General features: G+C 48.4%; 12 protein-coding genes. 10 read left to right on the top strand and 2 right to left on the bottom strand.

All coding sequences use genetic code 11. The features are described 5' to 3' along the window. Positions 1-36: 36 nt before the first annotated feature. Together VFS25_RS07555 and VFS25_RS07550 are read right to left on the bottom strand one after the other, a co-directional pair. Complete coding sequence (locus VFS25_RS07555; protein WP_326461518.1) at positions 37-2,571, bottom strand: TonB-dependent receptor; 2,535 nt, start codon at positions 2,569-2,571, stop codon at positions 37-39. A gap of 326 nt (positions 2,572-2,897) precedes the next feature. Beyond that, positions 2,898-3,497: a helix-turn-helix domain-containing protein gene (locus VFS25_RS07550; protein ID WP_326461517.1), complete on the bottom strand. Its 600-nt coding sequence runs from the start codon at positions 3,495-3,497 to the stop codon at positions 2,898-2,900. Positions 3,498-3,801: 304 nt separating this feature from the next. Between VFS25_RS07550 and VFS25_RS07545 the strand changes: the two genes are divergently transcribed. The 10 genes from VFS25_RS07545 to VFS25_RS07500 form a co-directional block, all read left to right on the top strand. Then, positions 3,802-4,401, top strand: coding sequence for a TetR/AcrR family transcriptional regulator (locus VFS25_RS07545; RefSeq protein ID WP_326461516.1), 600 nt, complete (start codon positions 3,802-3,804; stop codon positions 4,399-4,401). Positions 4,402-4,446: 45 nt separating this feature from the next. After that, positions 4,447-5,019, top strand: coding sequence for a YceI family protein (locus VFS25_RS07540; protein ID WP_326461515.1), 573 nt, complete (start codon positions 4,447-4,449; stop codon positions 5,017-5,019). 383 nt (positions 5,020-5,402) lie between these two features. Then, positions 5,403-6,593 (top strand): serine palmitoyltransferase, encoded by a 1,191-nt coding sequence (spt, locus tag VFS25_RS07535; RefSeq protein ID WP_326461514.1) that lies wholly within the window; start codon positions 5,403-5,405, stop codon positions 6,591-6,593. Next, a complete protein-coding gene (locus VFS25_RS07530; protein WP_326461513.1) occupies positions 6,590-7,762 on the top strand; it encodes a hypothetical protein in 1,173 nt (390 codons plus the stop codon). Before spt ends, VFS25_RS07530 begins: the two co-directional genes overlap by 4 nt. A 75-nt stretch (positions 7,763-7,837) precedes the next feature. Then, positions 7,838-8,824, top strand: coding sequence for an NAD(P)-dependent oxidoreductase (locus VFS25_RS07525; RefSeq protein WP_326461512.1), 987 nt, complete (start codon positions 7,838-7,840; stop codon positions 8,822-8,824). A 115-nt stretch (positions 8,825-8,939) separates the two neighbouring features. Continuing rightward, a complete protein-coding gene (locus VFS25_RS07520) occupies positions 8,940-10,265 on the top strand; it encodes an inositol-3-phosphate synthase (RefSeq protein WP_326461511.1) in 1,326 nt (441 codons plus the stop codon). A gap of 7 nt (positions 10,266-10,272) precedes the next feature. After that, complete coding sequence (locus VFS25_RS07515; RefSeq protein ID WP_326461510.1) at positions 10,273-10,731, top strand: phosphatidylglycerophosphatase A; 459 nt, start codon at positions 10,273-10,275, stop codon at positions 10,729-10,731. Positions 10,732-10,737: 6 nt separating this feature from the next. Then, positions 10,738-11,106, top strand: a complete 369-nt coding sequence (locus VFS25_RS07510; protein WP_326461509.1) for a GtrA family protein — start codon at positions 10,738-10,740, stop codon at positions 11,104-11,106. 8 nt (positions 11,107-11,114) lie between these two features. After that, positions 11,115-13,673: a DUF5686 and carboxypeptidase-like regulatory domain-containing protein gene (locus VFS25_RS07505; RefSeq protein WP_326461508.1), complete on the top strand. Its 2,559-nt coding sequence runs from the start codon at positions 11,115-11,117 to the stop codon at positions 13,671-13,673. Positions 13,674-13,764: 91 nt separating this feature from the next. Beyond that, on the top strand, positions 13,765-14,183 hold a 419-nt coding region (locus VFS25_RS07500), incomplete at its 3' end, for a CDP-alcohol phosphatidyltransferase family protein (protein WP_326461507.1).

Genomic DNA, 14,183 nt, shown 5'->3' with positions numbered 1-14,183 from the left:
ATTTTGCGTTAAACAGGCGTTTTCCGGCGTTCTGTGTTAAAACGTATAAGATACCGTAGCCTGCCAGTTACGGGGTGTGCCCGGGAACAGGCGAAGATAGTCATAGCCGCCCACCCAGTACACTTTATTGGTAATATTGTTCAGGTTAAACTGCACCTGTACCTTGTTCACCTTATAGTACAGGGCTGCATTCAGCAGGGCAAAGCCCGGAATGTTCTGCACCTTGTTCAGGCTAAGGTTGCGTTCTGTTACAAAGTTGGCGCCGGCGCCTATGCCAAACCCTTTTATGGGGCCGGCGGAAATAGTGTATTTGGTCCATAGGTTGCCCTGCTGCCGGGGTGCATTGGGTTTTTGCACGCCTACCAGGTCAGCATCGGACTTGCCGGAAGCAGTGATTTCAGCGTTATTATAAGCGTAGGAAGCCACTATATCCCAGTTGGGGGCCAGCTTGCCGGCTACATCCAGTTCCACGCCTTTGGCTTCTTCTTCTCCGATCTGTACCATCAGGTCGGGATTATTTGGATCAGATGCATTGTATAACGTGCCTTTCTGGCGAATGCGGTACACGGCCAGGTTAGCGGTTAAGCGGCCGCCCAGCCATTCTGTTTTCAGGCCGCCTTCCACCAGGTTGCTTTCAATAGGGTCAAAAGGCCCGCCGGTTAACCGGTTAGCCTGTACAGCGGGGTCCTGCGGGTTATACCCTTTTGTGTAAATACCATAAATATTAATGTTATGGTTAAGGGTATACACAGCGCCTATACGCGGTAAAAAGGCGTGCTGGCGCACATTTTTCACACTATCGGTTTTATAGTTGGCTTTATCGGTATACTGCTCATACCGCACGCCTACCAGCACCTGCACAGGGCCCAGCTTTACCTGGTCCTGCGCATAAATGCCGCTTAAACTGCCAAATACCGGTATGGTGGCGCTGTTGGAGGCAGTGCTGAACACATACTTGGTCATATCTTCCAGCTGGTTGTTACGCCGTATAAGGTCGTAAGAAGGGGTATTGGGCCTGGGAATATACATAACGGAATCGCCTGTACCGGCGCTGTTACGGATAGGGCGGCCGTGCGTGTCTGTTACTTTATAGTTATAAAATACATAGTCGTCTTTTTTCCTGGGGTTGTATGCACCGGCTGTACCATCCTTTTTCAGGTAACCGGAGGCTGTTTGCTGGGAGGAGCCGGGCGGCAGGGTATTTTGCGCATAATCGTACCCCAGCAGCAGCTTGTGCGCGAGCTTGCCGGTATTGGCGTCGTAGGTAAGGTAAGCCGATATGTTGTCGCTGAACTGTTTGGACTGCCTGATGAATGCCTGCCGGGCTACCAGGTTGCTGATGGGCGCCCCGGAAGAGTCTACGGCATAGGCATTGGCGCTCCTGTTCTCTACCAGGTCCTGTATATAACCGGTACGTAAGTACGAAAGGTTAAAGGCCAGCCGGCTGCTGAACTGGTGGGTCAGTGAGGTCATTACCGTAAAGGTTTCCTCATCCAGGTGGTCATTTACCGCGGCTAGCGACAGGGAAATAGGGGTGGTGTACAGCGCCTGCTGGTCGGTGCCGTTGAACACCGACTGCCCGCGGTCCAGCCGGCTGTTGGATTTGTTGTACACCGCATCAAAGTTCAGCCTTGTTTTAGGCGTAGGCAGGAAAGAGATGGAAGGCGCTATAACAATATTTTTATCAAACTGCAGGTCGCGGAACGACTGGGCATTTTCATACCCCAGGTTCAGGCGGTACAGGATGGTTTTTTCATCGTTGAGGGGGCCGGTAAAATCGGCCAGGGCGCGGGTGGTATTAAAGCTGCCGGTAGTGAAGCTCAGGGATTTACGGGCTTCTTCCAGCGGTTTTTTGGTAACACGGTTTACGGTACCGCCGGGTGAGGCGTTGCCGAACAGGGCAGAGGCCGGGCCTTTGATCACCTCAACCCGCTCCAGGTAATTGACCATGGGCTGTTTCCAGAAACCGGTAAAGGTGCGCATACCGTTCAGCAGCTGCGTGGTGCTGCCGCCGTTAATGCGGAACCCGCGGATGGTAAGGTCGTCGTAAAAGGTGAACTGGTTTACGCCGCTGAAGTTCTTCACTACATCGCCCACCCGAACGGCAGACTGGTCCTGCATCAACTCTTTGGTAACATATGAAATAGACTGCGGTACTTCCCGCAGGGGAGTAGCTGTTTTACTGCCTATAAAGGAGTTGGTGTTTTTGTAGCCCGACTCTTTACGCCCCGTGATCTCTACGGTTTGCAGCTGTTCGGTGGAGGGCACCAGCACCATATCCACTACCCGGGTTTCACCATTGCCAAGGGAAATGCTCTTCTGGTCGGGGGTAAGGCCGGTATGGCTAAAGCGGATGGTGTATTTGCCGGCAGGCAGGCCGATAAAAGAAAAGGCGCCGGCAGTATCGGTAACGGTGCTATGCTGTTTATTGAGTAGTGTAACACTTACTTTCTGAACAGGGATGTTGTTAATGTCCCTTACGGTTCCCTTTATGGCGGTTTGCGCAAAAGCGTTAATGGATAGGAAAGTGAATACTGCAGTGAGTAACTGCCGGTTGGTAAAGCTTGGCATGGAAAGTATATACTTTTTTCGCCGCAAAGGAACGCCGGATAAGTAGTTGTTGCAACTCCAATCGGGAAAATGATTTACGCAAAGCGGAAAAAAAACAGCTGCAGCCTGCCTCAATGGCCGGTATTAAAATATGCCATGTAATTATACGGTGTTCAAACGTTCTGGCGTTGTTATTGTAAATAAACGGACAGTATAAAAAAAGCCGGAACAGGATTATTCCGGCTTATTGCCTAAACCTACAACTGTTACACTGTTGTAACAGCAATTATGTACAATGAAAAAACAGAATATAATCGTTTTCCGGTCGATGGAATGGATAAAAAAAGCTAAGACTTTTTTATCCCGTTCATCAGTACAGTAACCAAAACATCCATCATTTCCCCTATTTCTTCCAGCTTCTGGTCCATGATCAGGGCTGTTTCCACCCCCCGCTGCGCGTTGGCCAGCAGGAACGCCAGCGTTTCCAGCTCCTGCTGGTCGTAATTCGGGAACTCCCCGGTAATTACGCCATAGTGCAATATGCTCTTAAGGATCTCTGTTTCTGTACAGTCGTAATTGCGGCGGATGCTTACTTCCAGCTCATTACAGGCTTTTATTTCACTGGCCACTACCTGGTACAGGGTAGTCATTCGCCTTATTTCCCGCATTTTGCTGCGGGTAAAGGCTTCTAACTTTTTAACCGCACTTTCTTCCCTGCTAACGGCATCCTGTATGTTGCGGAACATCATGTTCTTTTCCTTACGGATCACCGCGTCAAATATCTCCTCTTTATTCTTATAGTAGTAATACAACGTGCTTTTTCCTTTACCTACGGCCTTGGCAATATCTTCCATAGTGGTTTTCTGCAAGCCATAGTGGCGGAAAAGCTTCGCCGCTTCATCCAGAATATCGGATTTGATCACTTCGTCTTTGGCCAGTGTTGTCATTGTAGGTTTAAAGTCGTTCTGCTTCAAAACTAGCTAGAAAAAACGATAAGAACCAATTTTTGACTGACTTTCGGACTGAAAAGATTTAATAGTCGAAAATCCGAAAAATAGTATAAAAATAATATTTGTTGGAACAAATATTTTCTTCTACTTTTGCTAACGGTGTTAGAAATTCTAAAGGGTGGTTGGGTAACAGAACCGGCATACTGCTTAGCAATGAGCGCGCAGGAACCTGTTTTACTACTATTATCAGGCCCTGTTGTACGCCTGCTGTGATGCGGGCAAACTACCATAAACAGCACAAATGGGCATAGCAGAACGAAAACAACGGCAGCGGGAAGAGATCAGGGCTGGCATACTGGACGCCGCCTGGCACCTGGTGCATGATGAAGGCTGGGCTGCGCTGTCGATCCGCAAAATTGCAGAGGCTATAGAGTACAGCGCCCCCGTGGTGTACGACCATTTTGACAACAAGGATGCTATTCTTGCTGAATTCAACAAAAAGGGCTTTCAGCTGCTGGGCAGCCAGCTGCAGGCGGCCCGGCAGCGGCATACCAGCCCCGCCGCGCAGCTGGAGGCTATTGGGGCCGCTTACTGGAACTTTGCCTTTGAGCACCGGCAGTATTACCAGCTGATGTTCAGCCTGGGCATACCTACTTGTGAAAGCGCGCGGAAAATACCGGAGGTGGGGGAGTGTATGGATGTGATCCGGTGCGCTATTGAGCATATTATAAAAGCGTATGGCAACGAAGCCATGGATCCGTTTTTAAAGTTTCAGGCCTTCCTGTCTATGATACACGGCCTGGTATCTATCAACATTATTGGCCCGGCCAATAATGAGGAGCTGAACCGGCTGGTATTGCAGGACCTCATTTCCGGCTTCATTAAAGGGTGTAAAGCATAAACCTTTATTCAACATAAAATCAAAACAAAACAAACACAAAAAACAATGAAAAAGACCGCCCTGATCGTTGCTGTATGCACCGTTTTATCACTCACGGGTTTTGCGCAAACCTGGACGTTGGACCCCGCGCACTCCAAGCTGGGTTTCAGCGTTACCCACATGATGATCTCTGACGTGGAAGGTTCCTTTACCTCTTTTAACGCCAAGATCACCGCTTCCAAAGACGATTTTTCCGATGCAGTAGTAGAGCTGACTGCCGATGCCGGCAGCGTAAACACTGCTAATGAGAAACGCGACACCCACCTGAAATCTGAAGACTTCTTTGACGTAGCCAAATACAACAGCCTTACGTTCAAAAGCAAGTCATTCCAGAAAGTAGGCGAAAACAAGTATAAAGTAACCGGCGATCTTACCCTGCACGGCGTTACCCGGCCTGTTACGCTGGATGCTACCCTGCGCGGCACCACCGTAAACCCGATGACCAAAAAAGCCACTGCTGGTTTTAAGGTAACCGGCACCATTAAACGCTCCGACTTCTCTTTCGGTTCCAAATTCCCGAATGCCATGCTGAGTGATGAGGTAGCTATTACCGCTAACACGGAATTTGTTAAAGGGTAATTATTACGCCTGTAAAAAGTACCTGTAAACGCTATACGAATTACACGAATTGGTTAATGACAATTTGTGTAATTCGTTTTTAATTTGTGGTTTGAACGTATTTTGGACATTATGTTTTAAGCTTTTTTCCATTCCAGGAAAAATTAATATATATATGCCCGATCTAAGCCGAGCCAAAATAATTTAAAAAATATTTAACCTATTGGAAATGAATAACATCCCTATTGAAAAAGCTGCCATGCCACAAAATTTTTTGTTAAGAAATGTTTAAGAATTGTATTTTTGGACATTAAAGGTTTTTTAGTCGAACTGATCTAAAGGCTTTTAATACAAGCAATAAGCAAATTACGCGTACGATTTTCACAGCTCAAGCATATTAATTAATGTACAAGAGGCTACCTGTAAAAGAGGCAACTATTGCCAAGGAAAAAGGTATATATCCATATTTCAGGCCTATATCATCTGCTCAAGACACAGAGGTGATTATTGATGGGAAGAGGGTGCTAATGTTCGGTTCCAACTCGTATCTGGGGTTGACCAACCATCCTAAGATCAAGGAAGCATCAAAAAAAGCCATTGACACCTATGGTACCGGTTGCGCAGGTTCCCGGTTCCTGAACGGTACGCTGGATCTGCATATTGAGCTGGAAGAGCGCCTGGCCAGTTTTGTAGGGAAAGAAAAGGCCATCCTGTTCAGTACAGGGTTTCAGGCTAACCTGGGCGCATTGTCCAGCTTAACCGGCCGTAACGACTACATTATCCTGGACGAGTATGACCATGCCTCCATCATTGACGGCAGCCGCCTGTCATACTCAAAAGTGATCAAGTACCGCCATAACAATATGGAGGACCTGGAATCCAAGCTGAAAGGCCTGCCCCCGGAAGTAAACAAGCTGATTGTGGTGGATGGCGTGTTCAGCATGGAAGGCGACCTGGCCCGCCTGCCTGAGATCGTAGCCCTGGCGGATAAATATAACACCGGCATTATGGTAGATGACGCCCATGGCCTGGGTGTGGTAGGTGAAAAAGGCGCGGGCACCGCATCTCACTTCGGGTTAACCGACAAGGTAGATGTGATTATGGGCACCTTCAGCAAATCTTTTGCTTCCCTGGGTGGTTTCCTGGCCAGTGATGCAGACACTATTGAGTACCTTAAACACAGCGCCCGTTCCCTGATCTTCAGCGCCAGCATGACGCCGGCCGCTGTAGCCAGCGTAATGGCCGCCCTGGATATTATTGAAACAGAGCCTGAGCATATAGAAAGGCTATGGGCAAACACCAACTATGCCAAGGATCTGCTGCAGGAAGAAGGTTTTGAGCTGGGACCCACCGCTTCTCCCATTATCCCTGTATATGTAAGGGATCATGAAAAAACCTTTATCATTGCCAAAACGCTGCAGGACAACGGGCTGTTCGTAAACCCCGTAGTGCCGCCGGCAGTACCCGCAGATGCTACTATGCTGCGCTTTTCCCTGATGGCCACCCATACCTTCAGCCAGATAGAGGAAGCCGTGGAAAAAATGAAGGAAGCATTTGCCAAACTGGAGATCATCACCTTAAAAGAAAAAATATGACGGAGGCAACGCCGGTGCAGCAGCGTAAACCGCTAACATCAGCACAGGGAGTAACCATACAGCCCGTGCAAACAGGCAAACAACTGGCCCAGTTTATTGATTTTCCGCACGACCTTTATAAAAATGATCCTCTTTATGTGCCGGAGCTTCATATAGCACAGCGCGACCTGCTTACACCCGGCAAGCATCCTTTTCATAAACATTCCACCCTGCAGCTGTTCCTGGCCTGGAGGGATAACAGGATCGTAGGCCGCATAGCCGCCATCCTGAATAATAACCACAACGAGTTCAATAAAACCAACGATGGTTTTTTTGGCTTTTTTGACAGTATCAATGACGCCGGTGTAGCCGCTGCCCTGTTCCAGGCCGCAGAAAGCTGGTTAAAGGAAAAAGGCACCCAAACCATGATAGGCCCGGTGAACTTTTCCACCAACGAAACCTGCGGTTTGCTGGTAAATGGTTTCGACACTCCGCCGGTAGCCATGATGCCGTATAACAAGCCTTACTATGAGGACCTGATAGCGCAACAGGGCCTGCAGAAAAAGGTAGACCTGTATGCTTATAAGATTACAGACGAAGCGGTGAATGACAAGGCGCTGAAGCTGATGAACCTTCTGAAGCAGCGTTTAACGCAGCGGGGTATTACCATCCGCAACATCAACATGAAGGATTTTAAGCAGGAGGCAGAGCGCATCCGTGCAGTGTATAATGCCGCCTGGGACAAGAATATGGGATTTGTGCCCATGACCCGGGAGGAGTTCGACTATACGGCCAAAGACCTGAAAATGATAGCCGACCCGGATTTCATCCAGCTCGCAGAGCTGAATGGTAAGCTGATCGGTATTTCTATTTGCATTCCGGATATAAACCAGGTATTGATCAAAATAAAGCGGGGCCGTTTATTCCCCACCGGTTTGATCAAGCTGCTGACCGGCCGTAAAAAAATAAATGTCCTCCGCGTAATGGTGCTGGGTGTGCTGGAAGAGTACCGTAAGCTGGGTATTGAAGCCTGCTTTTACGGTTCCATTATGGAAAAAGGGTTTGAAAAGGGCATGAAGTGGGCAGAGGCCAGCTGGGTGTTGGAAGGCAACGAAATGATGAACCGCGCCGTAGAACATATTAACGGAAAGGTATACAAGACGTACCGGATATATGAAAAGGCGATTTGAGATTTAGGTTTGAAGTTTGAAAGTGCATCGCTTACACCAAACCTCAAACAGTAAACCTCAGACAAATAATTAAAGGTGACACGAAAAGTTCTTATTACAGGCGCCAGTGGATTTGTAGGATTTCATGTGATAGAAGCTGCGCTGCAAGCCGGGCTGGAAGTACATGCCGCAGTGAGGGCCTCCAGCCAGGTAACGCATTTACAGGGGCTGTCAATACAATATGTTTCCCCGGATTTCAGCAGTGAGGCTGCCCTCCGGCAGCTGCTGGAAGAACAGCAGTATGATTATGTGATACACGGGGCAGGCATTACCAAAGCATTTTCCGAAGCAGAATACAACAAGGTAAATGCAGAATATACGCGCAACCTGGCCCTGGCTATTAAAAACGCGCAGGCGCCTGTGCAGCGTTTTGTGTTCATCAGCAGCCTGGCTGCCCTGGGACCTATTCCATATGAGGCAACCGCCCCTTTACTGGAAGAGAGTACGCCGCAGCCGGTAACTGCATACGGAAGAAGTAAACTGTTAGCAGAACAATATCTACAGCAAATACCGGGACTTCCCTTAATCACCTTGCGTCCCACCGCTGTATACGGCCCCCGCGATAAGGACATATTCATTATGTTCAAGATGATTGCCCGCGGATGGGAGCCTTACATAGGCAGAAAGCAGCAACACTTCAGCTTTCTGTACGCTAAAGACCTGGCAAAAGCCGCCATCAGTGCGCTTACATCACCTTGCCTGGGTACCTACAACTTGTCAGATGGAAATGTGTATGACCGTTATGCTTTGGCAGACATTACAAAAAAGCTGCTGGGCAAAAACACCCTGAAATTCCATGTTCCGTATGGAATAGTAAAGGTGCTGGCGGGCATACTTGAGAAAATGCCTTCCGGTGGAAAGGCGCCGGCGCTCAACAAGGAAAAACTAAATGAGCTAACCGCGCCTAACTGGAACTGCAGCATTGAAAAAGGCCGTAACAAACTGCCTTACACACCGGCATATGACCTTGAAAAAGGGCTGGCCGAAACGCTGCAATGGTATAAAGAAGAGAACTGGTTATAGGTAAAGACTTTTATAAACCACAAACTGAAAAATGGAACCGCCACCGGTATGATCCCTGCTGAAGCTTTTGCTGGCAACAGGGACGGTGCGGGCTGGCAGTTAAAAAAAATTTAAAATGGCGAAAAAACAACAAGTTCAGGACGCAAAAGGCAAGCTCGGTATTCTTATCCCGGGCCTGGGTGCCGTAGCTACCACTGTAATTGCAGGTGTTGAAGCAGTAAAAAAGGGCCTTTCCCAACCCACAGGCTCCCTTACCCAAACCGGCAGCATACGCCTGGGTAAACGAACAGAGAACAGAAGTCCCAAAATCAAGGATTTTGTACCCCTGGCAGATTTGAATGATATTGTTTTTGGCGGATGGGACGTGTATGAAGACAATGTATACGAAGCTGCCCGTAAGGCAGGCGTGCTGGACCCGCACCTGTTAAAAGCCATTCAGCCCGAACTGGAAGCCCTGGTGCCTATGAAGGCTGCTTTTGACAAAAGCTTTGTAAAGAACCTGGATGGCACCCATATTAAGGAATATGACACCAAATACAACCTGGCAAAGGCGGTAATGGACGACATTACCAGCTTTAAGGCAAAACACAACTGCGACCGTATTGTGCTGGTATGGTGCGGCTCCACTGAAATTTTCCATGAAGCGGCAGATATTCATGACAGTTTGGCAAAATTTGAACAGGCTTTAAAGGATAACGACAGCCGTATTGCCCCCAGCATGATCTATGCCTACGCTGCCCTGAAGCTGGGAGTGCCCTTCTGTAACGGCGCGCCTAACCTTACCTGCGATATTCCTGCGCTGGTAGAGCTGGCAAAAACCACCAATACCCCTATTGGCGGTAAAGACTTCAAAACCGGACAAACACTCATGAAAACCATTCTGGCACCCGGTTTGCACGCAAGGGCGCTGGGCGTTCAGGGCTGGTTTTCTACCAACATCCTGGGCAACCGTGATGGATGGGTGCTGGACGACCCGGACAACTTTAAAACAAAAGAAGTTTCCAAACTAGGGGTGCTGGAAGATATTTTCCGTCCTGATTTAAATCCCGAGCTGTACGGTGACCTGTACCATAAAATCCGTATTAACTATTATCCGCCCCGGGGCGATAACAAGGAAAGCTGGGATAATATTGACATTTTCGGATGGCTGGGCTACCCGATGCAGATAAAGATCAATTTCCTGTGCCGCGACTCCATACTGGCTGCACCCATTGTACTGGATCTGGCCCTGTTCATTGACCTAGCTAAAAGGGCCGGCATGTCGGGCGTGCAGGAATGGTTATCCTTCTACTTCAAATCACCGCAAACAGCGCCAGGTTTGAGGCCGGAGCATGATATTTTCAAACAGCTTATAAAACTGGAAAATACTTTACGTCATATGATGGGCGAGGACCTGATTACACACCTGGGCCTGGATTATTACGAAGAAGGCCAGGCATAGTTATTTTATGATCAGGTTTCATCAGCTAATCTCCACCAGCCTGGGTATAGGCTATGTTGGCAAAGGGGCAGGCACACTGGCAGCAGTGGTGGCTGTTGTTTGCTGGTATATGCTCCAGGCTGGGGAGATACCTGACTTCACAATGCAATGGGGGGTAACAGCGTTCATTACAGCATTGGGCGTATGGAGCGGTAATGAAGTAGAGGCGATCTGGGGAAAGGACAATCAAAAAGTAGTGATCGATGAGGTGGCAGGTATGTGCATCAGCCTTTTGCTGCTGCCTTTAAGTATACCGTATATGGCCGCAGGGCTCATCCTGTTCCGTTTTTTTGATATTACCAAACCACTGTATATCCGGCGGGCAGAGCGTTTGCCAGGCGGCTGGGGCGTAATGGCCGACGATGTGCTGGCAGGTATTTATACTAACTTGCTGCTGCAGCTGGTGTACAGGACTAAACTGTTTTAAGAATCAATGACATTTATAAAAGCACAGGCATCGTCTTTGGTAGCCACCTGTTTCGACTTTTTGACCACAATCGTTTTGGTGAACGTTTTTGGCTGGTGGTATCTCGCAGGCAGCGTTACAGGCACTATTGCCGGTGGTGTGCTTAATTTTATGCTTGGCCGGCTTTGGACGTTTAATGCTGCAGATGCGAGAATAGAATGGCAGTTCATTAAATACGCCCTGGTATGGGCCGGCAGCCTGCTGCTGAACGCAGCGGGCGTTTTCGTGATCACGCATTACATAGGAGCTAGTTATATAATTTCTAAAATAATTACCTCTGTAGCAGTGGGCATAGGATATAACTATGTTTTGCAAAAGAAATTTGTTTTCAGATGAATAAGCTTATGAAGTATAGCTTGGAAAAGTTTGGCCTTGCACTGGCATTGTTGTTAACCCTTTGCTCGGGACGCTTGTCCGCGCAAACCACCACCATCACAGGAACCGTCACAGATGCAAAACAAAAGGAGCCCATGCCTTTTGTAAATGTATTTATACCCGGCACCTCCATTGGCACCTCAACAGATATTAACGGTAAGTTTTCCTTACAGTTCACCGGCCGGCACGATAGTATCAGCGTAGCCAGCCTGGGGTACCGAACCTACAGGGCAAAAATCAATACAGGTACAACGCAAGTCCTGCATGTACGGCTGGAAACCGCTGCGCGCGTGCTGGGAGAAGTAGTGGTAAAAAGCGGTAAAAGAGAACGCTACCGCAATAAGGATAACCCTGCAGTGGAGCTGATACGCCTGGTAGTTGCGCACCGCGACAGTAACCGCATAGAGCATTATGACTATACCCAGTACAACCAGTATGAGAAGCTGCAGTTTGCGCTCAGCAATTCTTTGGAAAAGGATAAACCTAACCGCCTGCTGCGTAAATACAAGTTTATACTGGACAACCGGGACACAACAAAAATAGAAGGTAAAGCCCTGCTGCCTATATACCTGGAAGAAAGTATTGCCGATGTTTACTACCGGCGCGATCCGGAGAGAAAGAAAACATTTATACGGGGCGATAAGAAGGTAAGCTTCGACGAAACGTACATCGACAACCAGGGTATGAGCCAGTACCTGAACCATATTTACCAGGACTTTAACGTGTACGACAATAACCTGATGTTGTTCACCAACCAGTTCCTGAGCCCTATAGCCAATGCAGGCCCCACCTTTTATAAATACTTTATTACAGATACCATTACAGCAGAAGACGGGTCAAGGCTGGTGCAGCTTGAGTTTGTGCCCCGTAACCAAACCGACCTGCTGCTGCAGGGTAAGCTGTACATTACGCTGGACGGGCATTATGCAGTGCAGCAGGCCGATATGACCGGTAACAAGCGCACGAACCTGAACTGGGTGCGCAGCTTCAGGGTGCTGCAGGAGTTTAACAAAGCGCCCGATGGGCGGTACTATCCCAGCAAAAGCACCCTGATGGCCGATATGGGCATGTTTGCCAACGGCAAAGGCGGCATTTTTGGAGAAAGAACAGTATCTATAAAAGATTTTGTGCCCAATAATCCCAAGCCGGATGATTTTTATAAGGGCAACCCGGTAGTAAAGCTGGATAGCGCGGAAAGCAGGAAAGAAAATTTTTGGGTAGAGCACCGGCATGATACGCTTACCGCCGCCGAATCCAAGGTGTATGCGAATATAGACAGCCTGCAGCACATGAAATCTTTCCGCCGCACCATGGACATACTTACCCTGCTGCTGGCCGGCTATAAAGGTTTTGGCCCTATTGAGGTAGGCCCGGTGAATACATTTTACAGCTTTAACCCGGTAGAAGGTTTTCGCCTGCGCCTGGGCGGCCGCACCACTCCCAAGTTCAACAAAAGCATTTACCTGGAGTCATACGGCGCCTATGGCTTTAAAGATGAAAAGTGGAAGTATTATTTTGGCGGCACCTATTCGTTTACACACCGCTCTATCTGGGAGTTCCCGGTGCGCTCGCTTTCTGCAAACTACCAGCGGGATATGAAAATACCCGGCCAGGAGCTGCAGTTTATCCAGGAGGATAACTTCTTACTGTCGTTCAAACGCGGTAACAACGATAAATGGCTGTATAACGATATTTACAATGTTACCTACCTGCACGAGTTCCTGAACCATAGCTCCTTTAAGGTAGGTTTCAAAAACTGGGCGCAGCAGCCCGCGGGCAGCCTGGCTTATATTAAACCCGGCAGCGGGCTGGATAGCGTGCACAAGGTAACCACCACCGAGCTTTCGCTGGAGCTGCGCTGGGCGCCACATGAGCAGTTTTACCAGGGTAAGCAGTTCCGTGTGCCTATTCCCAACAAATACCCCATTTTTACCCTGCGCGGTATTGCCGGTGTAAAAGGGATATTTGGCAGCCAGTATAACTACCAGAGCATAAACCTGAACATTTATAAAATGTTCTACCTGTCGCCCATCGGGTATAGTGAGGTAGTGCTGGAGGGCGGCTATACTTTCGGCAAGGTGCCTTTTCCGCTGCTGACCATCCACCGCGCCAACCAAACTTATGCATACCAGCTGGAATCATATAACTTAATGAACTTTTTGGAGTTTGTGAGCGATCACTATGTAAGTGTAAATATTGATCACCATTTCAACGGGTTTTTCTTCAATAAAATACCTTTGCTGAAAAGATTGAAGCTGCGTGAGGTGGCAGCCGGTAAAATACTGTGGGGCGGCGTGCGCCCCGAGAACCGGCCGGAGAACGATCCCACGCTGTTTAAATTTCCGGTGGACAAGGACGGCATACTTTCTACCTACACCCTGGGAGAGCGGCCTTATATAGAAGGAAGCGTGGGCATAGCCAACATTTTCAGGCTGGTGCGGGTAGACCTGGTGAAGCGGTTCACTTATCTTGACCACCCGTATATTTCTACCTGGGGTATAAGAACAAGGGTAAGATTGGATTTTTAGACTGACATTTGCATAATAACAGGTAAGGTTTAACAATATGCGAATTAAAATAAAAAACCATCCGGCCTGTAAATTTTTAAAAAGTTAACGGATGAAAAAGAGCACATTCAGAGATAAGCTGCAGCAGGGCATTTATGTGGTCATTAATCCCGTGGTAAAGGGTTTAATAAAAATCGGCCTTACGCCCAATGCGGTTACCACTATTGGTTTAATATTAAATATTGGCGTAGCCATCATATTTATAGTAGGGGCAGAAAAAACAAACCGCGGCGATCTTTCCTACGTGGGTTGGGCCGGCGCGCTCATCCTGTTTGCAGGCCTGTTTGATATGCTGGACGGGCAGGTGGCCCGCCTGGGTAAAATGAGCTCCAGGTTCGGCGCCCTGTACGACTCGGTGCTGGACCGCTACAGCGAGCTGGTGCTGTTCCTGGGCATCTGCTATTACCTGGTGGCGCACCATTATTTTCTCAGCTCCCTGTTTGCCTTTATTGCCCTCATAGGCTCCATGAT

This window comes from Chitinophaga sp. (assembly GCF_035761305.1).
Taxonomy (GTDB): domain Bacteria; phylum Bacteroidota; class Bacteroidia; order Chitinophagales; family Chitinophagaceae; genus Chitinophaga.
This window is presented reverse-complemented; position numbering and strand designations above follow the sequence as displayed.

Excerpts from the sequence above, each read along its gene's own strand:
- VFS25_RS07555 (WP_326461518.1), bottom strand. The coding sequence starts at position 2,571 with ATGCCAAGCTTTACCAACCGGCAGTTACTCACTGCAGTATTCACTTTC.
- VFS25_RS07550 (WP_326461517.1), bottom strand. The coding sequence starts at position 3,497 with ATGACAACACTGGCCAAAGACGAAGTGATCAAATCCGATATTCTGGAT.
- VFS25_RS07545 (WP_326461516.1), top strand. The coding sequence starts at position 3,802 with ATGGGCATAGCAGAACGAAAACAACGGCAGCGGGAAGAGATCAGGGCT.
- VFS25_RS07540 (WP_326461515.1), top strand. The coding sequence starts at position 4,447 with ATGAAAAAGACCGCCCTGATCGTTGCTGTATGCACCGTTTTATCACTC.
- spt (WP_326461514.1), top strand. The coding sequence starts at position 5,403 with ATGTACAAGAGGCTACCTGTAAAAGAGGCAACTATTGCCAAGGAAAAA.
- VFS25_RS07530 (WP_326461513.1), top strand. The coding sequence starts at position 6,590 with ATGACGGAGGCAACGCCGGTGCAGCAGCGTAAACCGCTAACATCAGCA.
- VFS25_RS07520 (WP_326461511.1), top strand. The coding sequence starts at position 8,940 with ATGGCGAAAAAACAACAAGTTCAGGACGCAAAAGGCAAGCTCGGTATT.
- VFS25_RS07515 (WP_326461510.1), top strand. The coding sequence starts at position 10,273 with ATGATCAGGTTTCATCAGCTAATCTCCACCAGCCTGGGTATAGGCTAT.
- VFS25_RS07510 (WP_326461509.1), top strand. The coding sequence starts at position 10,738 with ATGACATTTATAAAAGCACAGGCATCGTCTTTGGTAGCCACCTGTTTC.
- VFS25_RS07505 (WP_326461508.1), top strand. The coding sequence starts at position 11,115 with ATGAAGTATAGCTTGGAAAAGTTTGGCCTTGCACTGGCATTGTTGTTA.